Origin of the sequence: Mesorhizobium sp. M0018, from assembly GCF_040323955.1 — a bacterium.
GTDB lineage: Bacteria > Pseudomonadota > Alphaproteobacteria > Rhizobiales > Rhizobiaceae > Mesorhizobium.
Map to the genome: position 1 here is coordinate 1 of NZ_JAMYVL010000003.1, position 23,354 is coordinate 23,354.

At 62.0% G+C, this 23,354-nt stretch carries 22 protein-coding genes and 1 tRNA gene; 12 read left to right on the plus strand and 11 right to left on the minus strand.

Annotated elements, in window-relative coordinates; translation table 11 throughout:
• Positions 1–370 precede the first annotated feature (370 nt).
• From NKJ81_RS04500 to NKJ81_RS04515, 4 genes are all read left to right on the plus strand, one after another.
• Positions 371–1,675, plus strand: a complete 1,305-nt coding sequence (locus NKJ81_RS04500; protein WP_352539769.1) for a M24 family metallopeptidase — start codon at positions 371–373, stop codon at positions 1,673–1,675.
• A gap of 20 nt (positions 1,676–1,695) precedes the next feature.
• Positions 1,696–2,373: an isochorismatase family protein gene (locus NKJ81_RS04505; RefSeq protein WP_352539770.1), complete on the plus strand. Its 678-nt coding sequence runs from the start codon at positions 1,696–1,698 to the stop codon at positions 2,371–2,373.
• A gap of 16 nt (positions 2,374–2,389) precedes the next feature.
• On the plus strand, positions 2,390–3,382 hold the full coding sequence (locus NKJ81_RS04510; RefSeq protein ID WP_352539771.1) for an alpha/beta hydrolase: 993 nt from the start codon (positions 2,390–2,392) through the stop codon (positions 3,380–3,382).
• Between the two features lie 321 nt (positions 3,383–3,703).
• Positions 3,704–5,344 carry an ABC transporter substrate-binding protein gene (locus tag NKJ81_RS04515; protein WP_352539772.1) on the plus strand — a complete coding sequence of 547 codons (1,641 nt, stop codon included), beginning with the start codon at positions 3,704–3,706 and terminating at the stop codon, positions 5,342–5,344.
• Positions 5,345–5,483: 139 nt separating this feature from the next.
• Here NKJ81_RS04515 and NKJ81_RS04520 read toward each other — a convergent pair whose 3' ends face one another.
• Positions 5,484–5,885, minus strand: a complete 402-nt coding sequence (locus NKJ81_RS04520; RefSeq protein ID WP_352539773.1) for a hypothetical protein — start codon at positions 5,883–5,885, stop codon at positions 5,484–5,486.
• 761 nt (positions 5,886–6,646) lie between these two features.
• Here NKJ81_RS04520 and NKJ81_RS04525 point away from each other — a divergent pair.
• From NKJ81_RS04525 to NKJ81_RS04555, 7 genes are all read left to right on the plus strand, one after another.
• Positions 6,647–7,036, plus strand: a complete 390-nt coding sequence (locus NKJ81_RS04525; RefSeq protein WP_352539774.1) for a hypothetical protein — start codon at positions 6,647–6,649, stop codon at positions 7,034–7,036.
• Between the two features lie 33 nt (positions 7,037–7,069).
• The gene (locus NKJ81_RS04530; protein ID WP_352473549.1) at positions 7,070–7,510 is read left to right on the plus strand and encodes a hypothetical protein; all 441 of its coding nucleotides are present in this window, start codon (positions 7,070–7,072) and stop codon (positions 7,508–7,510) included.
• Between the two features lie 113 nt (positions 7,511–7,623).
• On the plus strand, positions 7,624–8,619 hold the full coding sequence (locus tag NKJ81_RS04535) for a Do family serine endopeptidase (protein ID WP_352539775.1): 996 nt from the start codon (positions 7,624–7,626) through the stop codon (positions 8,617–8,619).
• A 37-nt stretch (positions 8,620–8,656) separates the two neighbouring features.
• Entirely contained in the window at positions 8,657–10,969 is a 2,313-nt protein-coding gene (locus NKJ81_RS04540; RefSeq protein WP_352539776.1) for a lysozyme inhibitor LprI family protein, read from the plus strand.
• 100 nt (positions 10,970–11,069) lie between these two features.
• On the plus strand, positions 11,070–11,477 hold the full coding sequence (locus NKJ81_RS04545) for a lysozyme inhibitor LprI family protein (protein WP_352473552.1): 408 nt from the start codon (positions 11,070–11,072) through the stop codon (positions 11,475–11,477).
• Between the two features lie 115 nt (positions 11,478–11,592).
• Positions 11,593–12,093 carry a hypothetical protein gene (locus NKJ81_RS04550; protein ID WP_352539777.1) on the plus strand — a complete coding sequence of 167 codons (501 nt, stop codon included), beginning with the start codon at positions 11,593–11,595 and terminating at the stop codon, positions 12,091–12,093.
• Between the two features lie 78 nt (positions 12,094–12,171).
• On the plus strand, positions 12,172–12,543 hold the full coding sequence (locus tag NKJ81_RS04555; RefSeq protein ID WP_352473554.1) for a DUF4087 domain-containing protein: 372 nt from the start codon (positions 12,172–12,174) through the stop codon (positions 12,541–12,543).
• Between the two features lie 129 nt (positions 12,544–12,672).
• On the opposite strand, the gene NKJ81_RS04560 is transcribed toward NKJ81_RS04555, so the two are convergent.
• The 9 genes from NKJ81_RS04560 to NKJ81_RS04600 form a co-directional block, all read right to left on the minus strand.
• Positions 12,673–12,757: transfer RNA gene (locus tag NKJ81_RS04560), tRNA-Leu, on the minus strand.
• Positions 12,758–12,830: 73 nt separating this feature from the next.
• Positions 12,831–13,451 (minus strand): 2,3-bisphosphoglycerate-dependent phosphoglycerate mutase, encoded by a 621-nt coding sequence (locus tag NKJ81_RS04565; protein ID WP_352473555.1) that lies wholly within the window; start codon positions 13,449–13,451, stop codon positions 12,831–12,833.
• A 59-nt stretch (positions 13,452–13,510) separates the two neighbouring features.
• Positions 13,511–14,344, minus strand: a complete 834-nt coding sequence (gene dapB, locus NKJ81_RS04570) for a 4-hydroxy-tetrahydrodipicolinate reductase (RefSeq protein WP_352539778.1) — start codon at positions 14,342–14,344, stop codon at positions 13,511–13,513.
• Positions 14,341–16,200, minus strand: a complete 1,860-nt coding sequence (locus tag NKJ81_RS04575) for an ABC transporter ATP-binding protein (protein ID WP_352539779.1) — start codon at positions 16,198–16,200, stop codon at positions 14,341–14,343. Before NKJ81_RS04575 ends, dapB begins: the two co-directional genes overlap by 4 nt.
• A 119-nt stretch (positions 16,201–16,319) precedes the next feature.
• A complete protein-coding gene (locus tag NKJ81_RS04580; RefSeq protein ID WP_352473558.1) occupies positions 16,320–17,345 on the minus strand; it encodes a glucokinase in 1,026 nt (341 codons plus the stop codon).
• A gap of 121 nt (positions 17,346–17,466) precedes the next feature.
• On the minus strand, positions 17,467–18,561 hold the full coding sequence (mepA, locus tag NKJ81_RS04585; RefSeq protein WP_502895684.1) for a penicillin-insensitive murein endopeptidase: 1,095 nt from the start codon (positions 18,559–18,561) through the stop codon (positions 17,467–17,469).
• A gap of 56 nt (positions 18,562–18,617) precedes the next feature.
• Positions 18,618–19,526 (minus strand): SDR family oxidoreductase, encoded by a 909-nt coding sequence (locus NKJ81_RS04590; protein ID WP_352539781.1) that lies wholly within the window; start codon positions 19,524–19,526, stop codon positions 18,618–18,620.
• Positions 19,523–20,683 carry a tRNA epoxyqueuosine(34) reductase QueG gene (queG, locus tag NKJ81_RS04595; protein WP_352473562.1) on the minus strand — a complete coding sequence of 387 codons (1,161 nt, stop codon included), beginning with the start codon at positions 20,681–20,683 and terminating at the stop codon, positions 19,523–19,525. Before queG ends, NKJ81_RS04590 begins: the two co-directional genes overlap by 4 nt.
• Positions 20,664–21,356: a glutathione S-transferase family protein gene (locus NKJ81_RS04600; RefSeq protein ID WP_023678968.1), complete on the minus strand. Its 693-nt coding sequence runs from the start codon at positions 21,354–21,356 to the stop codon at positions 20,664–20,666. Before NKJ81_RS04600 ends, queG begins: the two co-directional genes overlap by 20 nt.
• A 162-nt stretch (positions 21,357–21,518) precedes the next feature.
• On the opposite strand from NKJ81_RS04600, the gene NKJ81_RS04605 reads away from it, so the two are divergent.
• Positions 21,519–22,325: an undecaprenyl-diphosphate phosphatase gene (locus NKJ81_RS04605; RefSeq protein WP_352473563.1), complete on the plus strand. Its 807-nt coding sequence runs from the start codon at positions 21,519–21,521 to the stop codon at positions 22,323–22,325.
• Between the two features lie 96 nt (positions 22,326–22,421).
• On the opposite strand, the gene NKJ81_RS04610 is transcribed toward NKJ81_RS04605, so the two are convergent.
• Positions 22,422–23,135: a DNA helicase gene (locus NKJ81_RS04610; RefSeq protein WP_352539782.1), complete on the minus strand. Its 714-nt coding sequence runs from the start codon at positions 23,133–23,135 to the stop codon at positions 22,422–22,424.
• Positions 23,136–23,354 lie beyond the last annotated feature (219 nt).

Sequence of the window (23,354 nt, forward strand, 5' to 3'; positions counted from 1 at the left end):
CTGCGCGAGCACAAGAAGGAGAGCCTGAGGGCCTTGGCCGCCTGAGCACCGTCATGTGTCCGCCGCTCCGCTAAACACGGGGGCTGCGCGGCGGACACGCCGATGTCACCGCAATGCCACGCCATTTTGCAGAACTTGACGCACACAACTTTCCCTCCCCCTTGTGGGGAGGGTTAGGGTGGGGGTCCATCTTCGTAAGAATCCAAATGCGATTGCCCTGCCCCTTGAGGGGGGATGTCCGGCAGGACAGAGGGGGGCGCCGTAGAACGCTACGGAACGACTTCAAGCGGTATTTCGCACAACATCTGCGGTATCTCGCACAGCCTCTACGCGGCGCATGGCCCATCCTCGCCGCTTCCAGGAGGCACCCATGAGCATCGTCGTTTTTGACCCCGACAGCACCGAGGATGTCGACTTCAGGGATCGCATGCGCCATCCGGCGGCGGCGGATCCGGCCGGCGGCATGTGGCTGTCGGACACCGAGCCGTCCTTCATCGACGCCGACGCGCTGCGCAAGGGCCGGCTGGCCAGGCTGCGCGCCTGGATGCGCGAGGCCGGCTATGGCGGCGTCGTTTTGTTCGATCCCTACAACCAGCGCTACGCCACCGGTTCGCGCAACATGTTCGGCTATTTCCTGCGCAACTCGACGCGCTATTTCTTCATACCCACCGAAGGGCCGATCGTGCTGTTCGAATATCCGCAGAGCTACCATGTCTCGATGGTGCTCGACACGATCGACGAGGCGCGTCCGTCCAAGCTGGTCTGGTCGTCGGTGTCAGGCCGCGACGACGAGACCGCCGGCCCGTTCGCCGATGAGATCGCCGAATTGCTCAAGGTGCATGGCGGCGGCTCGATGAAGCTCGGCCTTGACCGCTGCAGTCATCTGCAGGCACTGGCGCTCGAAAAGCGCGGCTGCGAGGTGCGGGATTGCCAGGGCGAGATTTTGGCGGTGCGCGCGGTCAAGACGCCCGAGGAAGTAAAATGCCTGCAGGTGTCGATGGCTGGTGCCGAGGCTGCGGTCTATGCCGTGCGCGAGGCGATCAAACCTGGCGTTTCCGAAAACGAGCTGTTCGCCATCATGTATGGTGAGGTCATCCGGCAAGGCGGCGAGTTCATCGAGACCCGGCTGCTGACCTCGGGCCAGCGCACCAATCCGTGGTTCAACGAGGCGAGCGGCCGCAAGATCAGGCCGGGCGAACTCTTGGCGCTCGATACCGATACGATCGGCTGCTACGGCTATTATTCGGACTTTTCGCGCACCTTCCGTTGCGGACCTGGCAAGCCGACGGATTATCAGAAGTCGCTCTACCGCATGGCGCACGACCAGGTTCAGCACAATATCGGGGTCGTCAAGCCGGGCATGGCGTTTCGCGAGATTGCCGAAAGGGCCTGGAAGATACCGGACCGCTTCGTCGACCAGCGTTATACCTCGGTCATGCACGGCGTCGGCATGCATGGCGAAACGCCGTTCATAGCGCACGCCATGGACTACGAGACCTATGGCCGCGACGGTTTCATCGTGCCCGGCATGGTGGTCAGCGTCGAAAGCTATATCGGCGAGAAGGGCGGCCGCGAGGGCGTCAAGCTGGAAGACGAGATCCTGATCACCGAGACCGGCACCGAGCTCCTGTCGCGCTTCCCCTATGAGGATGATTTCCTTGACAGACACGTTTGAGTGCTGACAGGCAGTTTTGCATGAAAAGCCCGATCTCGATCAAGCGCGGCAAGGCGGCGGCGGTGTTTATCGATCTCCAGGAGGAGCATCGGCGGGACAAGCGCTATCTGGTCGAAGGCTATGGCGATATCCTCGCCAACGTCCAGCGCCTGCAGACAGCAGCACGGGCCAATCATGTGCCTTTGTATCACTGGGCCTATATCGTCGATCTCGCCACGGCGCGGCCGTTCCACCCGGTCGAGGCCAGCGGCAAGTCGGCATTTTCCGACAAGGACGATCCGCTGACTGCGATCTGCGCGGAAGTGGGCCCGGCGACAGGCGAGATGATGTTGGTCAAGACCGATGCCAGCGCCTTCCGCGCGGGGCCTGCCGCCGAGCGGCTGAAGGCCGATGGCATCGAGTGGCTGGTCGTTGCCGGCGTCTGGACCGAGGCCTGCATCGATGCCACCGTCAAGGATGCGGTGGCGCTCGGGTTTCGAGTGCTGCTGGTCAAGGATGCCTGCGGCAGTGGCAGCACGGCGATGCACCAGACGGCCATCCTCAACCTTGCCAACCGGCTCTATGGCGGTGCCGTCACCACCACCGACGGCGCCTGCCGGCTGCTGGCAGGCGAGACGGTCGAAGCCTGGCAGGTCGAGGGCTCGGTGCCGCTGCGCTTCAGCTATGAAAATGCTGCCCGGCTCTACGCCGAGCTCTGAGCGGGATCGCGCAGCGATGATCACCGAGGCCGAGCGACCCGGAACGAGAGGGCGCGGAAAATACCAGACGCTGCTCGATCCGGAGCTGTGGGCCTATATCGATCGGGTCAACGAGTGGTATCCGCCCGAAATCGTCTACATGCCGATCGACAGGCAGCGGGCGGTCTATGATGCCATGTGCCGGGCGTTTCGCGAGCCCTATCCACCCGGCGTCAAGGCCAGCGACAGCGCGGTTCCTGCCGGCGACCGTGCGATCCCGGTCCGGCGTTACCAGATGGCGGGCACGGCGCCGCAGGCGATGGTTGTCTATTATCACGGCGGCGGCTTCGTCCTTGGCGGCCTCGACAGCCATGACGACATCTGCGCCGAGATATGCGCCGGCACCGGCTTTGCCGTGCTGTCCGCCGATTACCGGCTGGCGCCCGAGCATCTGCATCCGGCCGCCTTCGACGATGCGCTGGCCGTATTCGAATGGGCGACGGCGACGGCCGGCCTGCCGATAGTGCTCTGCGGCGAAAGCGCCGGCGGCAATCTGGCCGCTGCGGTGGCACAGGCGACACACCGCCATCCTCGCCATGCGATCGGCCAGGTGCTGATCTATCCCGAGCTCGGCGGCCCGGAACCAGTTGGCAAAGAGAGCGCCGGCTCCTGTGTCGAGCACGCCGAAGCGCCGCTGCTGACGTTGCGCGATATCGAATTCTATCGCAACGTGCGCTCCGCAAAGGCACAGTCGCCCGACGATCCGACCTTTTCGCCACTCCGAGGCAGCAATTTCTCCGGCCTGCCGCCGACCTTCATCATCACGGCCGAGTGCGATCCGCTGTCCTCCGACGGCGAGGCCTATCGCGACTGCATCCTCGCCGCCGGCGGCCGCGCCTGGTGGCGCGAGGAGCCGCGTCTGGTGCACAGTTTCCTGCGCGCCCGCAAAACCGTTCCGCGCGCCGGTGAAGCCTTCGCCCGCATCATTGCGGCCATCGCCGCGCTTGGCAAAGGCGACTGGCCTTACTGAGGTTGCGAAGGCCCCCTCATCCGGCCGCTTCGCGTCCACCTTCTCCCCGCTGGCGAGAAGAGCCTGGCATCAACGCAGGCGACCTCCTCTCCCCCCGGGGGCGAGGTCGGATTGCCCCGAACTGCCCTTCGCAATTCGGTTGGCGATCCGGGTGAGGGGGACCTTCCGCTTGCGGAACAGCGCACAAGAACTGCGGAAGTCCGAACACTCCCCCACGGGCGCTCGCCCTATCATCCCCGAGGCAATGGCGCTCCGGCGATCGCATCCGTCCCCCGCGTTTGGCGATCGGCAGAGGTGCCCAACAACAGGGGAATGACGACAATGAAGTTCATGCTGACCGATCGAAAACTGCATCCGCAGGCCGAGCCCGTCGCCGATGGCTTCAAGAAAGGCCAGATGAACCGGCGCGAATATCTCGCCACCATGGCTGCGCTCGGTGTCAGCGCTGCCGGCGCGCTGGCGCTTGGCGGGCTTGCTCCGTCACCGGCCAGGGCCGAGGAGGCGAAGCGCGGCGGCGTCTTGCGCGTTGCCATGAATGTCAAGGGCTGGAAGGATCCGCGCACCTTCGACGGCGTCGAGATGTCCAACGTCGCCCGCCAGTGCAACGAATATTTGGTGCGCTGGAAGCGCGACTTCACCTTCGAGCCATGGCTGCTCGAGAGCTGGGAGACCAGCGACGACGCCCGCGTCCTGACCCTGCATATCCGCAAGGGCATCACCTGGTCGAACGGCGACACCTTCAACGCCGACGACGTGATCCACAATCTGACGCGCTGGTGTGATGCGTCCGTCGCCGGCAATTCAGTCGCCGCGCGCATGGGCGCACTGGTCAACGCCGATACCAAGAAGCCCGTCGACGGCGGCATCGAGCGCGTCGACGACGTCACCGTGCGGCTCAATTTGCCGAAGCCCGACATTTCGCTGATCGCCGGCATGGCCGACTACCCGGCGCTGATCATGCACCGCAGCTATGAAGGCGACGGCGATCCGCTGAAGGCATTGGCGATCACCACCGGGCCTTGCGAACTCGTGGCATGGGACGCCGAGGTCGGCGCCGAAGTCCGCCGCAAAGACAAGCCATGGTGGAAGGGCGAGTTCTACCTCGACGGCATCAAATGGGTGGACTACGGCTCCGACCCCAATGCGATGCTGTCGGCCTTCGAATCGGGCGAGATCGACACCGATCACGAAACCGCCTCCGACACGGTTGCGCAGACCGACTCCATGGGCCTGAGCAATTCGGAAATCGCCACCGGCTCGACCATCGTCGCGCGGTTCAATATCGGCAATCCGCCCTATGACGACATCAAGGTGCGCCGCGCCGCCCAGCTCGCCGTCGACAACGCCGCCGTGCTGAAGATCGGCATGGACAACCGCGGCAAGCCTGCCGAGAACCATCATGTCGGGCCGATGCATCCCGAATATGCCGATATCGGCCCGGCCGTCCGCAACATTGATCAAGCCAAGGCCCTGCTCGCCGAGGCCGGCAAGGCCGACCACGAATACGAACTCATCTCGGTCGACGTGGACTGGCAGAAGAGCTCCGGCGACGCCATCGCTGCGCAGATGCGCGAGGCCGGGCTGAAGATCAAGCGCACCGTGCTGCCGGCCGCGACCTTCTGGAACGACTGGAGCAAATATCCTTTCTCCTGCACGGAATGGCTCGGCCGGCCGCTCGGCGTCCAGGTGCTGGCGCTCGCTTATAAGTCTGGCGCCGCGTGGAACGAGACCGCCTACGCCGATCCGGAATTCGACAGTCTGCTCGACAAGGCGCTGGCGATGCCCGATCCCGGCGCCCGCAAGGAGCTCATGGCCAAGATCGAACAGAATCTGCGCGATTCCGGCGTCATCATCCAGCCCTACTGGCGCTCGGTCTACCGCACCTACCGCAAGGGCGTGCATGGCTGCGAGCAGCACCAATCGCTCGAGCAGCATTTCGAGAAGGTCTGGCTCGAGGCGTAGCCTTGCAGACGACCAATTGTCGGGGCCAGCGCCGCTCTTTCTTCCTTCTCCCCTTGTGGGAGAAGGTGGATTGGCGCGCAGCGCCAAGACGGTTGAGGGGTGCGGACGGAGTGCCGTCAGTATCAAGCTGGAACACCCCTCATCCGGCCGCTTCGCGTCCACCTTCTCCCGCAAGGGGAGAAGGAAGAGCCACGCCCGGCCTTGAAATCTCCAGTCCAAGCCGCACGGTCTCCCGCACCAGCAGGTCCAGATCGTCGCGCCGGGTGCGGTGGTTGTTGATCGCCACCCTGAGGCTATGCTGGCCATGCACCGTCGTGTCGGAAATGGCGGCGATGCCTTCTTCCTGCAGCCTCAGCATGATCTCGGTATTGAGCGCTTTCAGGCGCTCCCCGCCCAGTCCGTCCGCGCGGTAGCGAAAGCACACGATGTTGATGCTCACCGGCGCTACCAGTTCGAGTGCCGGTTCGGCCGCGATCAGCGCGCCGAGATAATGCCCTTGCGCGATGTTCTGGTCGATCAGCCGGCTCCCAAAATCGCGCAAGCTGTGTGCGCTGCTCGCCTATCTGGCGCTGGCGCCGCATCCGGTCGGCCGCAGCCGCCTCTGCGAGCTTTTGTGGGATGTGCCGCCCCCACTGTGCCTCTATTTGGCACTCCGCAGCGTTGAAAAGTCGGGCAAAGGGCACGTTTCTTTCGGCCCTCGCAAGGGTTGGCTGGGTTCGAAAAAATACCACAATAGATCGCGATTGGGGTGGGTTCGTCGCGCCCTTTTTGTAGAGCTGGCGCAAAATTCACAACAGCATAGAATATTGCTTGTACTAACTCGGCTTAATGAGAACAAACCTAAGGAAGCATTCCGGAATCTTGCTGCTGGTCATATTTCAGTATCTGCTAAGATAGCCCGTGCTGATTCCGAATTATTAAGCATTTGCAAAATTCAATCATGCGATATTGGGATTTGTCCTTGTCATAGGTTGACTTGGATGCATTTCTTGGAAGCACAGCCGCGTCAGCGGATCGTTGAAACATGCTTGGGCGGACGGGGCACTAAGCATGGAGAGGAATATTGACACTCGCTAATGCGGCGGCCCCCGCTGGGAGCGTTCCCTCCCACGTAAGAGATTACGGCAACCGTCGGCTAAGTCGTCGAATGCATCGCCCGCAGCCTGGCTCTCGTTTGATGGCCGGCGAAGCTTTGCCCTCCTCCGATTGGCGCCAGCCTTCGCGGCAAAGGCGGGGATCGCCGCCTGCAATGGCCTTCCGATATGGACGATGTCCGCCGCCAGCCAGTCGGAGGAATGAATCATGAAACTCGTAATCTGTGCGGCCTTGGTCACTGCTTTGATGGCGATCGTCGGTTGTACCACCGACGACTACGATGGTTGTCGCGGAAAGGGCTGCCTAGTTGATCGGTCCCATAAAGGGAGCCGGAAGATAGACGACCGGCCGCAGTTCGACAGGAACGGCAATCCCAACTTCGATACCAGGGGCCGTTACATCGGCTGCCATGGGCTCGGATGTAAAGTCGACGATCCTGATGACAGGGATCAAAGCATCGACGACAGGCCGCAGTACGACAAGGAAGGCAATCCGAACTTCGACACGCAAGGCAACTACCAAGGCTGCCGCGGCATCGGCTGCGAGGTCGATACACCGGACGATGACAATTCATCCGACGATGACGATTCCGATTAAGGGACTCGGGGGCGAACAAGGAGGAAGCCAATCATGTCTGAATTCAGCGGCCTGGTCCGGCGACATGCCAAAATCGTTATGGTCGGCCTTGCGGGGTTGGGAATGGCGCTGACGTCCGCTTTCGCTGCGAATAACGCCTGTGACGGTATAAAGGTCGAAGTGACGAAGGCGCGCAAGCAGGAATATGCCCCTCTCGTCGTCTCGGCGATGACCAATAAGTTCAAGCCCGCTCAGGCAAAGTTCTTCACGATCATGGAGAGCGGCAGCTGGAGCGCCGCCTACGTCTCCACGCCGGTGAGCGACGACGGCGTGATGTTCTTCCAGACAGTCGACGGAAAGAAGCAGTTTCGCGACGTGTGGGGCGGCTATGCCGAGCCGTCGGAAAAACCTGAACTGGTATCCTGGGCGAAGAAGCTCGGAGCGCCGCAAGACCTGGCAAAGTGTTTTGCCGAGGAAGTTACGGAACGACGGTGATGATCGCTGGAAATTGCCGCTGACCGTTGGTGCAGGGGGAGAATGATTGGTGAGCGCTCCGGGGCGCCGGGGCTCTGAGATCGACTCCAATCATCAGCTGCAGGATGTGCAAAATGCAAACCGTTCGAAAATCCAGACTGATAATGCAGCTCGCCCGTGCATTGGCAACTTCAGTGAAAATGACGGCTGTTGTGAGTGTAGCTGTCCCGCACACGATCAATGTTGCGTATGCCAGCAAATATGATCTGCCGAAACCCTATGTTTCCCGGGCTCTTAACGCGGTTCTGATACCGATCAATCACGCCTCTCGGCACCGCTACCAGATCCCGCCCAAGCTTCGCGGCGTGTATGTCCTGGCCGTTGCACCCCACGGTGTTGCCGCGCGGCAAGGCATCCGACCGGGTGACGTGCTTGCCACAGTGCGGCATCAACCGATTTCGACGCCGCGCGATGTCGATAGGTTCGTTTGGGCCGCCCTTGCCGCGAGTGCCACCAGTTTCCTGTTTGGCGTGAATCGCGGGACAGAAGTCGCAGATGTCGTCGAGGTCAACACCAACATCACCGTCAACAACTTCAACACCAACATCTCGGTCAACAATATCTCCCAATGGACGAGCGTCGACAATCGAGAGGAGTGGACGCAGATCGTCGATGAGTATGACGACGAGATGGAGACGGGCCTCAATGACACGAGCTATCGCGAGGACGAGTCGCTGCCCGGCGACGCCAGTCCAGACGCAAATGTGTCTTCTCCCGATGCTGACGACGACGATACCAGCACCCACACTGACGACAATAACCCGGCCGACAGTACCGACGACAACAGTTCCGATCAGGACGATTCGAGCGATCAGAACGACGATGAAAACTCAACAGACGGTGATGATGACAAGAACAGCACCGACACCGACGACGATAGCACGGATGACGATGCGTCGGATGACAGCACTGACAACAATGATTCCGATGATCAGGACGATTCCAGCGATCAGAATGACGATGACGACCCGTCGGCAGATGGTGAAGACGAAAACAGCACCGACAGTAATGACGATACGTCGGATGACAGTAACGACGCTGACGGATCGGACGATGACAATGCCAACTAGCGGCGACCGTGCCGGCAGTTCTAGACCGAGGACATCGATGAAAACCGCGATGCTGACCGCTGCCATCGTTCTGGCCATGCCGGCTTTCGCATTTGCCCAGGACAAGTGCAACGACGCCGCCAAGGATCAGTCCGCCCCGAACGAGTGCGCCGATGCCGCGTCCAGGAAATCCGACAAGAAGCTCAACGAGCTTTACAAGCAGATCGAACCCCGCCTGAACGACGACGCGGATATCAGGACGCTTCTCGTTCAAGCACAGCGGGATTGGGTCAAATTTCGCGACGCAGAGTGCAGTTTCCAGACCGCAGGAGCGGCCGGAGAAAGCGCAATTCCAACGCTCATCGCGGAGTGTATGGACGGCCTGACGCAATCCCGTGTCAAAGATTTCGAGGGTTACCTGCAATGCAGGGAAGGCGATGCGAGCTGCCCCGTTCCGGCAGCGAACACATCACATGCCGTACCTGCCGTGGCCGAGGAGAACGGCCAGACCGGCCTTGCCCAGGCTGCCGACCCGATACCCATTCCATTGCAACATGTTGTTGGGCACCTCGGAACCGGCAGCGATGAAGTCATCTACCACAAACTCGGGATTGCGTTGGGCATCAATGGTGCCAAGCCTCGTCTGTTCGAATTCGACACCGGGTCGGATGAGTTCAACGCTGAGATCGATTCGAGTGTCCCTGGCGTAGAGCCGGTGCGCGGCAGCAAGCCCGAAATGTACCCCTATGGAAACGGCACCTATGGAGGTTGGGTACAACAGGCCCGGGTCGACAGCCTGTCCTATTACGATCCAGATGATCCCTCGGAGCCTGCCGTAACCTTTGACGGCGGCTTTAGCGTAGGTCGGGTGGTGGATTACGTCTTCACCAAGGATTTCGGCGACTTCGAGGATGCGAATGTGACGCAAAAGCCCGTGGGCCACCATGGCGATACGCCGGTTTATGCGGATCTTGATGCGCGCAAGAGCATGAAGAATGGCGAACCCGGTAACGAGGCGCCGTTTTACGGCGTCTTTGGAGCCGGTGATTTTATCGATAAGGGGGACCAGACCGCCGCTCCTGGCAGTCAGACGCAAAGCGGCTATGTGGTCTCCGCCAATGCAAATCTTGGAAAGAGGACGACACCGGGCTGCGCTCCCTGCCTGACGCTGAATTTGTCCCCCAGTCTGAGATCCCAGTTTACGGCCCTGATACCGTGGGGCGAACTGGATTACGAATTCCTCCAGAGACGATTCCCGCGATCAGGCGCGAATGCATCCAGTCAGTACGAAGGGTCTTACCGCTATAAAATTTCCTTTGATCATAAGGGAAAGAAGCAATCGGTTGATTTCAGTGGACCTGTTTTATTGGATACAGGCACGACAAGCTTTATTTATATTACAACAGGATCTATTTTGAATAAGCTTCAGTCGAGAGGATTTCATATTGCTGAATTTGGTGATGAGATAGTCGACTTCAAGTTTTTTGGATTCGATGATGGTATAAATAACCGTGAATATGATGATGTCGACATTCTCCGCCAAAGCGATGAGATGAAAGTCGGCGGTCTCATTCTCGGTCTGCCATTCTTCGAGTCCAATTCCATAATGAATGATCTGGAAAACAGGACGACCGCATATTCACCTTATTTTGTCAGCGCTGCTAACTTTACGACAGACGCGGCTGCCAAGGATCAAGTGCAGCTGAATCGCGCGACCAGCGATGCTGGAAGCAACGGATGGCTCGGACTGGCCGGCATCGTCTCCGGCGCCGGCGACTTCACGATCGAGAAGGACGCGGACGTGCGCATGACCGGGGCCAATACCTACACGGGCACAACCCACATCGCGGCCGATGGCTATCTTACTCTGGCCGGGCCGGGCAGCATCGAGCATTCCTCGCGCGTCATAGTCGACGGTGTGCTCAACATCGATCAGAAAGGAAACCACCTGAAGCCCTGGGGAGTGGCGCACTCCCTGAACGATACGGCCATTCGCAACCTTGGTGGTAAAGGCAATGTGTATCTGGGTGCGGGCAGACTGATCCTGACAGAAGCCGACGGGCAGTTTGATGGAACCATCGCGGACTTTGATGACGCCGGCGACAGCGGCGGCCTCGTTGTTGCCGGTGGCAAGCTGACGCTGAGCGGCAAGAACAAATATTCGGGCATGACGGAAGTGGTGGCGGGAGCGGAGTTGCACGTGACCGGCTCTTTGACCGGTGACGTTTCCGTCTCGGGACTGCTTGTCGTTGACGGAGAGGTCTCCGGCGAAGTCATGGTCAAGGAGGGCGGCACGCTGACCGGCTCAGGAAAGGTCGGCAACGTCACGGTCGCCGAAGGTGGCAAAGCTGATCCAATGAAAACCAGATAATCGGGCCATGGGCCGATCGTGGCAATAACGGACAGCTGACGAGAACATAGGGCGGGGCTGAGCAACTTAAGAGCTTGACTGCAATCGGAAAGGGAAATCGATGAAAATAGCGATATTGACTGCTGCCGTGGTTCTGGCTGCGCCGACATTCGCCCTTGCCAAGGACAAGTGCGCCGATGCCAAGGATCAGGCCACCATGAATCAGTGCTTCGGTGCCGAGTTCCAGAAATCCGACAAGAAGCTCAATGAGCTTTACAAGCAGATCGAAGCCCGCCTGAAGGACGATGCGGATACCAAGAAGCTTCTTGTTCAGGCACAGCGGGATTGGGGCAAGTTTCGCGACGCGGAGTGCAGTTTTCAGACTGCTGGATCGGCCGGAGGAAGCGTAATACCGATGCTCATCGCGCAATGCATGGACGGCCTGACGCAATCCCGTGTCAAAGCCTTCGAGGGTTACCTGAATTGCAAGGAAGGCGATCTGAGTTGCCCCGTTCCGGCCGCGAACTGACACGTGCTGCAACTTATTTGATCATGATGAAGCCGGCTGCGAGCATGACGTCGCTGCCAGATATGAACAATGCGAGGGGCATCATCACTGCGTGGGGACTTGAAGGAGGTGGATTGTGAAACGCTGCGGATCATCGCTCGCAATGGCGATTGCGGCATCTGTGCTGCCGGCATCTGCCGTGCCGGCAACAGCCCAGGATGACCTGGGCTTCGACGTCAACGTCACGCTGTCCAAGAAAGCAGCCGCCAAGCTCGCGGCTGAAAAGGAGGGAATCGTCGTCTTCGCCTCCTATTACGGCGACCCCAAGCCGAGCGCCGCGAAGCACGCCAACGAAGTCGGCCTGATCGATCTCACACCGCACGACGAAGAGGTGGAGATACCGGGCACAGGCGGCCACGCCCGCATCAGCGGCGCCAAGGTCGACGCAAAGCGTCTCGACTGGCTTGCCGGCCCTCCCGATGTCAACGTCAACGTTGCGTCGGCGCGCAAGAGCAGCTCGGTCAATCTGCTCGGCTGCGATTTCATCGACGGTCCACTCAGCAACGTCCAAAGGGCGCCCGTGACGCTTCATTGCGGATTGATCGAAGAACATGTGGACACGAAGTTGAAGCCATAAGGCTCGCAAAAGTCATGCGCGTCCCCGGCGCCAACGGATCGGCGGCACGACCTGACCTACTTCAGGGAGGAGATATTCATGCGCCCACTGTTCGCTATCTGTGTCTGCCTGGCTATCATGTCCTTGTCTGCAGCCGCCCATGCCGAGCGCCGTTGTGGCTGGTACTCCAGCCCGACCCCCGGCAACCTCGTCCTGACCGACAGTGACGGGGATTGGTGGATCCAGATGCAGGGACGCCCGGATCCCAAGGGCATCGACAATGTGCCGGCCTTTGACGAGCGGCAATTCGTCGAGACCAATGTGCCTGGTTCGGGTCACGGCTACGGATGTGCGTGCATGAACGTCGTAACCAACGCCAAGCAACAGAAGATCACCAGAGTGATCTCGGGCCAAATCCTTCCGCTGCTGCGCTGTCGCAACGACAGATCGCTGCCTAACCCGGACGGATAATTGTTGGATATCTTGTGGATACCACGGCTGACGGTAGGCAGCTTAGAGCATTGGATCAAGAAAAAGCCCGGCAAACCGGGCTTTTTCTTGGGTCTCTGAAACCGCATCAATCGGTTCGAAACGGGAATTTGGTGCCCAGAAGAGGACTCGAACCTCCACTCCTTGCGGAACACGGACCTGAACCGTGCGCGTCTACCAATTCCGCCATCTGGGCTGGTGCGCGCTCATTAAGCGGGCGAGGGATGAGTGTCAACGCGCTTTTTTGAAAGCCGCGTTCCTTCTCCGGCTCAATGCTCCAGCACTTCCTTCGACGCCACCGTGGAATCGGCGTTGAGCGTGTAGATGATCGGCACACCGGTGCCGAGCTCGAGCTTGACGATCTCCTCGCCCGATTTGCCGTCCAGCGCCATGATCAGCGCGCGCAGCGAATTGCCGTGCGCCGCCACCAGCACGGTGCCGCCGCGCAGCACATGCGGTTGCAGATCGTGCAGGTAATAGGGCCAGACGCGCGCGCCGGTGTCCTTCAGGCTTTCACCGCCGGGCGGCGGCACGTCATAGGAGCGGCGCCAGACATGCACCTGCTCCTCGCCCCATTTCTTGCGCGCATCATCCTTGTTGAGGCCGGAGAGATCGCCATAGTCGCGCTCGTTCAGCGCCTGGTCGCGAATGGTCTCGAGGTCGCTCTGGCCAACGGCGTCGAGAATATGCTGGCAGGTCTTCTGCGCCCGGATCAGCGACGACGTGAAGGCGATGTCGAACTTCATGCCGCGCGCCCTGAGCTTGGCGCCGGCCGACTTGGCCTCGGCATGGCCCAGTTCGGTCAGGTCGACGTCGCGCCAGCCGGTAAATAGGTTCTTCAGGTTCCATTCGCTCTGGCCGTGGCGCACGAGCACGAGAGTTCTCGACATATTTGCTCCTTCAAATCTTGTGGATCAGCCAAATCTTGTGGATCAGCCAAATCTGTGGATCAGCTTGTCAGGCCGAGCACGTCCCGCATCGAATAGAGGCCCGGCTTGCGGCCGCGCGCCCACAGGGCTGCCTTGACCGCGCCGCGGGCAAAGATCGCCCGGTCCTCGGCATGATGGGCAAGCGTGATGCGCTCGCCGGTACCGGCCAGCACCACACTGTGGTCGCCGACCACCGAGCCGCCGCGCAAGCTGGCGACACCGATCGAGCCTGCCTTGCGCACGCCGGTATGGCCGTCGCGCACGCGAACATCGTTGCCGGCAAGTGCTACGCCGCGCCCGGCAGCGGCGGCCTCGCCGAGCAGCAGCGCCGTGCCCGACGGAGCATCGACCTTGTGCCGGTGGTGCATTTCCAGGATCTCGATGTCGAAATCGTCGGCATCGAGCGCGCGCGCCGCCTGCTCAACCAGCACCGCCAGCAGATTGACGCCGAGGCTCATATTGCCTGACTTGACCACCGTCGCGTGCCGCGCCGCCGCCGCGATCCTGGCATTGTCTTCAGCCGAGCAGCCGGTGGTGCCGATGATATGGACGATGCGCGCCTGCGCCGCATAGCCGGCGAATTCGACGGTCGCTGCCGGCGTGGTGAAATCGAGCACGCCGTCGGCCTTGGCGAAGGCCGGCAGCGGATCGTCGCCGATCGCCACGCCGAGCCTGCCGACGCCGGCCAGCTCGCCGGCATCCTTGCCGAGATGTGGCGAACCGGCCGGCGCGATGGCGCCGGCGACACGCGCGCCCGGTATCGTGTGGATGGCGCGGATCAGCGCCTGGCCCATGCGGCCAGCCGCGCCCACCACCACCAGGCCCATTTCACTCACGGTCGGCGTGTCGCTCATGAATGTCTCCCGACCGCCTTTTTCGCGTGATCATTTTGCGCCGCAGTCTGGATTGGCTTGGCGTCATCGACAAGCCCCAGCCCTTTCCTGCCTTGCACCCGATGGAACCGCGCATAGACGCTGTGCGGGTCGGCCATCAGCGAGGCATGCGTGCCCTGTTCGACCAGCCGGCCCTGCTCCAACACGATGATATGATCGGCATTGACCACCGTCGACAGCCGGTGCGCGATGACAATGGTGGTGCGCCCTTCCATGACATGGGTCAGCGCTTCCTGGACGCGGGCCTCGGCCTCGTTGTCGAGCGCCGAGGTGGCTTCGTCGAGCAGCAGGATCGGCGCCTGCCGAACGATGGCGCGTGCAATCGATACGCGCTGGCGCTGGCCGCCCGACAGCGTCACGCCGTTCTCGCCGACCGGCGTGTCGTAGCCTTGCGGCTGCTGGCGGATGAAATCGTGTGCCGCGGCCTGTTGGGCGGCGCGTTCAATCTCTGCGTCGGTGGCGCTCAGCCTGCCGTAGCGGATGTTGTCACGGATGGTGCCTTCGAACAGATAGGGCTGCTGCGATACATAGGCGATCGAGCCGCGCAGCGAATGCTTGGTGACCTTTGAAATGTCCTGGCCGTCGATTTCGATGCTGCCCGACTCGACGTCATGGAAGCGCTGCAGCAGCGCAACCAGCGTCGTCTTGCCGGCGCCCGAGGCGCCGACGATGGCGGTCACCTTGCCGGCGGCGGCGACAAAGGTCAGATCGTGCAGGACCGGCGCCTCTTCGACATAGCGGAAGGACACGTTGTTGAAGCGCACTTCGCCAGAGGTGAATTTCGCCTCGGCGGCTCCCGGCACGTCACCTTGCTGCGGCTCGAGGTCGAGAAGCTCGTAGATCATGCGCGCATTGACCAGCGACTTTTCCATGCCGACCTGCATACGCGCCAGCCGCCTGGCCGGATCATAGGCAAGCAGCAGGGCGGTGAGGAAGGCAACGATGGCGCCCGGCGGCTGGCCGCCGACGGTCGCCCGGTAGCCGGAATAGGCGATGACGCCGGCGACGGCGAAGCCGGCCAGCATGTCGGAGATCGGCGTCAGCCGTTCCGAGACGCGGGCGATCTTGTTTGCCCGCTGCTCGGCGCCGGCGACGAGGCCGCCGATGCGGCGCGACAGCTCGTCTTCCAGGGTGAAGGCCTTGACGATGACGATGCCTTGCGTCGCTTCCTGCATGGCACCGATCAGCCGCGAGTTGATCTGTACCGATTCGCGGGTGATGCGACGCACCCGGCGCATCAGATAGGTGACACTGTAGATCAAGGGCGGGCCGATCAGCAGCGACATCGCCGAGAGCATCGGGTCCTGCCAGATCATGACGCCGACTAGCGCGACAAGCGATACCGCATCGCGCGCCAGCGATGTCAGCGTCATCGACAGGAGATCGCGGATGCCGTTGACGTTCTCGTTGATCTGCGCGGCGAGCCGGCCCGAGCGGGTGTCATTGAAGAAGCCGACGCCGAGCTTCATCAGATGGTCGAAGATGCGGCGTTGATAGCGCGCCACCAGATTGTTGCCGATCTTGGCCAGCGTCACTGCCTGGCCGTAGCTGGCCAGGCCGCGCAGCATAAAGGCGGCCAGGATGGATACGCTGATCAGCGCGATAAGATCGCCGCGCTGCTTGTAGAAAATCTGATCGACGACGTCCTTCATGATCCAGGCGGTGAAGGCGGTCGTCGCCGCGATCGTCACCAGGCACAGCACGGCAAGAGCATAGTACCAGCGATAATCGCGGCTGTTCTCGGCGATGATGCGGCGGATCACCGCCACGATCTCGCTGGGACGGACTTTCCCTTTGGTTGGTGCTGGAATTGTCACGTTGGAGCGCTTTGTGGTTTCGGTTCGGCCGGACTGCAATTCGGCAACCTCTTAACGCCCCGATGGCGGCTTGCCTATGGCCGGGGACGGCGAAACTTCGTCGCGGCGCAGCTTGTGTCCTAAACCCGCCAGCGCCGCCCCGCCGTCTGCACGCCGAACAGCGACGGATTTCTGGCATAGGCGGCCAGCCCTAAAAGCGCCGCAAGCGGATGGGTGATGACGTAGACCGGCATGCCGCGCATCAGGGCGCTGTGCGGCGCCTTGTCCTCGAAGGCGGCGCGGAAATTGCCGGTGCGCAGCGCCGGCAGGATTTTTTGCGCGATGCCGCCGGTGAGAAACACGCCGCCGCGGCTCATGAACACCAGAGCGAGATCGCCGGCGGTGCGCCCAAGGCAAGTGACGAAGATCGACAGCGCCTCTTCGGCCACCGGATCGTTCTTTGCCAGCGCCGCGGCGGTGACCTCGGCAGGCGTTGTAAAGGGCGACGGCTTGCCGTCCGCCTTGGCCACCGCCCGGTAGGCATTGACCAGGCCGCGTCCGGACAGGATCTGTTCGCCGGAGATGCGGCCCTCGAGCTTCTCGATATGCGGAAACACCTGGAAATCGCGCGGTGAGCGCGGGCCGATATCCATATGGCCGCCCTCGCCGGGCACCGGTATCCAGTGATGCAGCGCATAAACCAGCCCGGCGACACCGAGCCCGGTTCCCGGGCCGAGCACCACCCGCCCGGAATTCGGTTCCGGCTCGTCGCCGCCGATCTTTTCCATATGCTCTTCGCCGAGCGCGACGACAGCCAGCGCCTGTGCCTCGAAGTCGTTGAGCACCACGACGTCGCTGAGACCGAGACTGGCGAACATCTGTCTCGGCTTGACGATCCATGGGCAATTGGTAAGCGGGATCTCGTCGCTTTCGACAGGACCGGCTACCGCCAGCACAGCTGAATTCGGCCGGACCGACGAGCGGTCGAGCACGGCCGACTGGATCGCCTCGTCAATCGTATTGAAGTTGGCGGTCTGGACGATGGTCGGCTCGCCGGCCTCGGAATTCGCGTCTAGTACGATCGAGAAGCGCGCATTGGTGCCGCCTATATCGCCGATCAGGATCGGAAATCGCAACAGAGTGTCGTCGTCGCTTACGCCTGGCATGCTCTCGTCCGTTCCCGACGCGTATCGCCGTTCTCTCGTTGACTAGCGCATGACCGCAAAAAGGGAAATCGGTTTTCGAAGTGGAGATGCACGGATGCAGACAGCGAACACGCTGCCCGCATCAGTGCCCCGGTCGTGGCCGCGGCAGCGGAATGCCGATCTCGGGCGTCGCCACAAAGGCGTTCGCCGAGGCCGGAAGCGCTGCCGCGCCGGCTGCGACCGTCGGCGGCGGCGAAGACTCTGCCGCGGGAGCAGGTACGGCCGCGATCGGCACGCCGTCGCCATAGTAGGTGACTGCTTCCGCCGACGGCGGAGCTGGCGCGTCGAGCACGAACTGGCATTGCCTGGGCAGGTTCGCCATGGTCATCAGGTCGCGTGCCTTCGGCTTGTCCGGGTTCTTGTTGGGGCGCCACGGCTCCTCGGTGAACCACCAGGCCAGCGCCTGGTCGCAGCCATCGCCTGGCGCCGTCGCTTCCTGTGCCTTGCAGTCGGGTGATCCAGCCTGGCAGCCGATGCGAATGTGGAAGTGGTAGTCGTGGCCCCAGAACGGCCTGACCTTGCGCAACCAGCTACGGTCGCCTTTGACCGTGTCGCAGAGCTTCTTCTTGATCCCGGGATTGACCAGGATGCGCTCGACTTCGGGATAGCTCGCGGCGCGCTTCAACAACCGCGTGTGCATCGGCGTCCACAGCCCGTCCTTCACCAAATGGGTCTTTTCATCGACCATCAAGGTAGCGCTGATGTTTTCGCGCTCTTCGGCCGAGAGCTTACGGTCGGGCATCGGCGTCAGCCAGATGTCGGCGTCGAGGCCGATCTGGTGCGAGGCATGGCCGGTCAGCATCGGACCGCCGCGCGGTTGCGAGATGTCGCCGATCAGCAAGCCCGGCCAGCCGTCGGCAGCGGCATCGCGCGACAGTTTCTCGATCAGCGCGATCATTGCCGGATGGCCCCAGCGACGATTGCGCGACGGTCGCATCACCTCCCAGTGCCGGCCGTCCATGGGTAGGGCGACGCCGCCGGAAAAACAGCCTTTGGAATAAAAGCCGATCGATTGCGCTGCTGCGAGTGCCGGCAGCTTTTTGGCGCCGAACAGGTCCTTTGCCCGTTGCTCGGCGCTCCCTGGCTGCGTTGCAAGCGCCGCCAAGCCGGCGATGGCCAGTACTGCCGTCAGCAGCAGCGTTTTGCCCGGCAAAGCTCGCGCTAACGTCTTCCCCAAGCTGGACCCCTCCGCGATTTGAACCGCATCATACCATAGCCCGCGCAACGTATCGATCATGACCGTTTCATCGGGCTGCGCGCCTCGCCGTCGCGCCAGTCGCCGCTCGCCCACATGGCATCGAGCGCCGAGCGATAGTCGGGAAAGCGAAAGCCATAACCGGCCGCCTTGATTGCCGCGTTGGCGACACGCTTGTTCTCGCTGTAGAAAGACCGCGCCATGGGCGAAAGTTGGGCGGTCTCGAACGGAATTTCGGGCGGCGGCTCGATGCCCATCAATTGGGCGGCATAGGCGACGACGTCCTGCGGCGGCGCCGGCAGGTCGTCGGTGACGTTGAAGATGCCGCCGCGATTGCCCTCGGCGAGATGCCAGAGCGCACCGGCAATATCGTCGCAATGGATGCGGTTGAACACCTGGCCCGGCTTGACCAGCCGCCGCGCAGTGCCGTTTTCCAGGTTGACCAGGGCGTTGCGGCCCGGCCCGTAAATGCCGGAAAGCCGCAGGATCGCCACCGGCCGGTGGATGTCATGGCCCAATTGTAGCCAATCCTGCTCGGCTGCAACACGCATCACCGACCGCTTCGACAACGGCCGGCATTCGGCGGCCTCGTCCACCCAATTGCCGCCACGGTCGCCATAGACGCCGACGGTGGAGAGATAGACGATCCATTCGAGCTCCGGCATGTTGGCCGCGATCTCCTCGCGTGCCGCGCCCAGCATCGGGTCGCCGGCCTTGTCCGGCGCGACCGAGACGACGAGATGGGTTGTCTTCCCAAGGGCATCGCCGATTTCGGAGGTCAGCGTGCCATCGAAACGCAGCGGCACGATACCGGCTTGCCGCAGCGCCGCGAATTTTTCCAGCGACCGTGTTGTACCGAAGATCGTTGTGTCGGCATCCCTGTTGGCGCGGGCGAAGGCCCTGCCCGAATAACCGGCGCCGAAGATGAAAATCTGCTTTTTTGTCATGTATGCGCCTCGATCGGCTTTGGCAGGGCCAGAAGCCATTCGCCTCTCACCGCCTCGTCATGTTCTGCTTGCAAAGCGGCTGCGGCACGTTCGGCGAACTCCCGACCCGGCACCAGCCGCGACAGCGCCCATACCGCAGCTCCGCGAACCAGGGGCGAGGCGTCGTCGAGCAGCGCGCGAACGGCGCCGGCCAGCGACAAGTCCTGGGAATTGCCGGCCGCTATCAGCACGTTTCGGATAAAACGGTCGCGGCCGATGCGCTTGATCGGCGAGCCCGAAAAAAGCGTGCGGAAGGCAGTGTCGTCGAGACGCAGCAGCTCGGCGAGCGGCGGTTCGCGCAAGTCCGCGCGGGCGGCAAGCTTTGCCTCCGAAGCGGCTTGGGCGAACTTGTTCCACGGGCAGGCGGCCAGGCAGTCGTCGCAGCCATAGATGCGATTGCCGATCTTTTCCCGGAACTCATGCGGGATCGGTCCTTTGTTCTCGATGGTGAGGTATGAAATGCAGCGCCGCGCATCGAGCCGGTAAGGCGCCGGAAAAGCGTCCGTCGGGCAGGCGTCGAGGCAGGCCCGGCAGGAGCCGCAATGATCGTTCTCAGGCGCGTCCGGCACCAGCTCGGCCGTCGTGAAGATGGTGCCGAGGAACAGCCAGGAGCCATGCGCGCGGCTGACCAGGTTGGTGTGCTTGCCTTGCCAGCCGAGGCCGGCCGCCTCGGCCAGCGGCTTTTCCATCACCGGCGCGGTGTCGACAAACACTTTCACGTCCCCGCCGGCGCGCGCCACGATCTTGCCGGCGATCTCCTTCAGCCGGCCTTTCATCACGTCATGATAGTCGCGGTTCTGCGCATAGGCCGAGATCGCGCCGCGGTCGCGCTTTGCCAGGATGTCGCGTGGGTCGTGGTCGGGCCCGTAATTCATCGCCAGCACGATGATCGAGCGGACCTCTGGCCAAAGCGTTGTCGGTTTGCCTCGCCGCTCGAGCGTTTCGGCAATCCAGCCCATCGAGCCGTGAAAGCCGTCGGCAACGAATTCGGCCAGCCGTTCCGGCGCCTGCGGAATCGCGTCGGGCGTGGTGACGGCAACGGCGTCGAAGCCGGCATTTCGCGCCTCGCGGTCGATCAGCGCGCGCAGCTTTGCCGTATCAGAAATCGAGATCCGCATAATGTGACACCGGCGACAGGCCGCGCACCCGGTCGGACAGAAGCGGCCGGAACGAAGGCCGTGATTTCACCCTTGTATACCATTCGCGCGCGGCGCTGTGTTCGCGCCAGTCGATCTCGCCGAGATAGTCGAGCACCGACAGTGCCGCCGCCGCCGCGAGATCGGCATAGGTGACCTTGTTGCCGGCCAGCCAATGACGGGTGCCGGCCAGCCAGTTGGTGTATTTCATGTGCTGGCGGATATTGGCGCGGGCGGCGCGGATCGCCGCCGAATCGGGCGAGCCGCCGCCTGCCGTTTCCGGCATGACCGGCTTCAGGACGCGCTCGCGCACCAGGTGCCGGGTAACCTCGCTTTCCGCCTTGTTGAGGTACCAGTCGGTCAGCCGGCGGATTTCGGCGCGCTCCATCGGATCCTCGGCGAACAGCCGCTTGTCGCGCTTGAGTACCCCGCGCGTCTCGTCGAGATATTCGGCAATGACCACTGCGCCGACGATCGGCACGTCGCCTTCGGCGAGCAGGATCGGCAGCGTGCCGGCCGGGTTCAGTGCCAGGAACTCCTTGCGCCGCGTCCACGGCTTCTCTTCGATCAGCGCCAGTTCCTCGCCATACTCGCCAAAGGCAAGGCGGACGAAGCGGCAGCTGGCGAACATCGGATGGTGGAAAAGCGTCAGCATGGTCCCGCGATAATAGAGCGCACTGGCAAATCGCCGGCTGCGCCGGTAAGTCTTGGCCGCCCGATTCAGCGGGCTGTCAGGGTGCTGCGTCCTATAGGGGGAGTTCCGCGCCGTGACAAGCAAGCCCTTTTCTCACGCCCTCACTCCAACGCCGAGGTTGCCATGGAAAGCCAGACCGTCGTCGAAGCGCTGCTGCTCGGCATGCTCGAGGGCCTGACCGAGTTTATTCCGGTGTCTTCAACCGGTCATATCCTGCTTGCCGGCCATTTCCTCGGCTTTCATTCGACCGGCAAGGCCTTCGAGATCCTGATCCAGCTCGGCGCCATATTGGCGATTCTCAGCGTCTATTTCCGCCGTCTCTGGAAGATGCTGCTCGAGCTGCCCTACGATCGGCTGACGCGGCATTTCGTCCTTGGCATCCTCATCGCATTCCTGCCGGCGGCCATTATCGGCGCGCTGGCGCACGATTTCATCAAGACGGTGCTGTTCGAATCGCCGCGGCTGATCTGCATCATGCTGATCATCGGCGGTGTCATCCTGCTGCTGGTCGATCGCATGAAGCCGAAGCCCTATTACCACGATGTCGAGCGGTTTCCGACCAGGCTTTATCTGCAGATCGGGCTGTTTCAGTGCCTGTCGCTGATCCCCGGCACGTCGCGCTCGGGTTCGACCATCGTCGGCGCGCTGCTGCTCGGCGTCGACAAACGGGCGGCGGCGGAATTCTCCTTCTTCCTTGCCATCCCGACGATGGTCGGCGCCTTCGCCTTCGACCTGTTCAAGAACCGCAATGTGCTGAGCAGCGCCGACCTGCCCATCATCGCCGTCGGTTTCGTCGCCGCCTTCGTCACCGCGCTAATCGTCGTGCGCTTCCTGCTCGACTACGTCTCGCGCCACGGCTATGCGCTGTTCGGCTGGTGGCGTCTGGTCGTCGGCATCGTTGGCCTGGCGGGGCTGGCCATCTGGGGATGAGCCGGCGCAGCTATAAGACTGAGATTGGCGGTGATTCTAAGCCCCTGTCGGAACGCAATCGATGCGGCACGACAGGAGCCCCGGATTGGGGCCTGCCTAGTTCGCTGGCTGGAACTGGATTTCCCCCTTGTTCAAGAAGCAAGTCTTGTCAAACAGCTGCAAATCCAGAGGGTTCGGTAACCGGACATCTCGAATATCCGGGCACGGCTTCTTCAATGGATCATATGATCGATCGATCTGAGAAATAAAGACGATGATCAGCCCTCGATCCCGCGCAAATACCCTCAGCGCGCGGACCTGCACGGCCAATTCGGGATTTTTGCGCTTCTGGTCGAGCAATTGCAGATAGTCTACGACCATCAGGGTGCCGCGAGGCGCTGACGCGGACGTGTTGACGATGTAATCGGCACTTATGGCGTCGGAGCAGTCGAATTCGAACAGCCTATCGAACTGCGCGTACTCCGCCCCGATTGCTTCGAAGCGCTCAACAACGTCTTTTTTGGTGTATTCCAGCGTGAAGAACATGGCTCGATTGCCGGATTTCATGGCCTCCACGGCGAGTTCGAGGCTCATTAGGGTTTTGCCTTGCCCCGGCCGCGCGCCGAGTAGCACCAGGTCACCGGGCTTCAATCGCGCAATCAGCTTGCCGGCCGGCCTTGCAGCGGACAGTTTCGCGGCAAGGAGGCTCCAATCATTGTAGCCTTCCTGAAGGGCTATGCGGTTAAGCGCTTCATGAAGTGGGATTTTTTCTTCGCGGGATAAGAGCCTGGCCTTGCGCTTCAGATGGTAAATTGGCGCCGACAGCTTCATTCCAACCTCCTATTGCGAGCAGTTTTGGCAATCCCTCCTTATGCTTGGTGCTCGAACAGTCGGTTTGATGACTAGGTAGCCCCGTATGAATTATACTTTCCCGAGCGGAGGGAGGAGGCGTGGGCCGCACCCGAATCGGAAGATAGCGCAATCCCAGCGGGAACTCTATTCTTGCCCGAAGCCGAGCCACACGATCTTGTGGACGTATGGTTGGCAGGG

Coding starts and splice junctions, on each gene's coding strand:
- NKJ81_RS04500 (WP_352539769.1), top strand. CDS start 371: ATGAGCATCGTCGTTTTTGACCCCGACAGCACCGAGGATGTCGACTTC.
- NKJ81_RS04505 (WP_352539770.1), top strand. CDS start 1,696: ATGAAAAGCCCGATCTCGATCAAGCGCGGCAAGGCGGCGGCGGTGTTT.
- NKJ81_RS04510 (WP_352539771.1), top strand. CDS start 2,390: ATGATCACCGAGGCCGAGCGACCCGGAACGAGAGGGCGCGGAAAATAC.
- NKJ81_RS04515 (WP_352539772.1), top strand. CDS start 3,704: ATGAAGTTCATGCTGACCGATCGAAAACTGCATCCGCAGGCCGAGCCC.
- NKJ81_RS04525 (WP_352539774.1), top strand. CDS start 6,647: ATGAAACTCGTAATCTGTGCGGCCTTGGTCACTGCTTTGATGGCGATC.
- NKJ81_RS04530 (WP_352473549.1), top strand. CDS start 7,070: ATGTCTGAATTCAGCGGCCTGGTCCGGCGACATGCCAAAATCGTTATG.
- NKJ81_RS04535 (WP_352539775.1), top strand. CDS start 7,624: ATGCAAACCGTTCGAAAATCCAGACTGATAATGCAGCTCGCCCGTGCA.
- NKJ81_RS04540 (WP_352539776.1), top strand. CDS start 8,657: ATGAAAACCGCGATGCTGACCGCTGCCATCGTTCTGGCCATGCCGGCT.
- NKJ81_RS04545 (WP_352473552.1), top strand. CDS start 11,070: ATGAAAATAGCGATATTGACTGCTGCCGTGGTTCTGGCTGCGCCGACA.
- NKJ81_RS04555 (WP_352473554.1), top strand. CDS start 12,172: ATGCGCCCACTGTTCGCTATCTGTGTCTGCCTGGCTATCATGTCCTTG.
- NKJ81_RS04565 (WP_352473555.1), bottom strand. CDS start 13,451: ATGTCGAGAACTCTCGTGCTCGTGCGCCACGGCCAGAGCGAATGGAAC.
- dapB (WP_352539778.1), bottom strand. CDS start 14,344: ATGAGCGACACGCCGACCGTGAGTGAAATGGGCCTGGTGGTGGTGGGC.
- NKJ81_RS04580 (WP_352473558.1), bottom strand. CDS start 17,345: ATGCCAGGCGTAAGCGACGACGACACTCTGTTGCGATTTCCGATCCTG.
- NKJ81_RS04590 (WP_352539781.1), bottom strand. CDS start 19,526: ATGACAAAAAAGCAGATTTTCATCTTCGGCGCCGGTTATTCGGGCAGG.
- queG (WP_352473562.1), bottom strand. CDS start 20,683: ATGCGGATCTCGATTTCTGATACGGCAAAGCTGCGCGCGCTGATCGAC.
- NKJ81_RS04600 (WP_023678968.1), bottom strand. CDS start 21,356: ATGCTGACGCTTTTCCACCATCCGATGTTCGCCAGCTGCCGCTTCGTC.
- NKJ81_RS04605 (WP_352473563.1), top strand. CDS start 21,519: ATGGAAAGCCAGACCGTCGTCGAAGCGCTGCTGCTCGGCATGCTCGAG.
- NKJ81_RS04610 (WP_352539782.1), bottom strand. CDS start 23,135: ATGAAGCTGTCGGCGCCAATTTACCATCTGAAGCGCAAGGCCAGGCTC.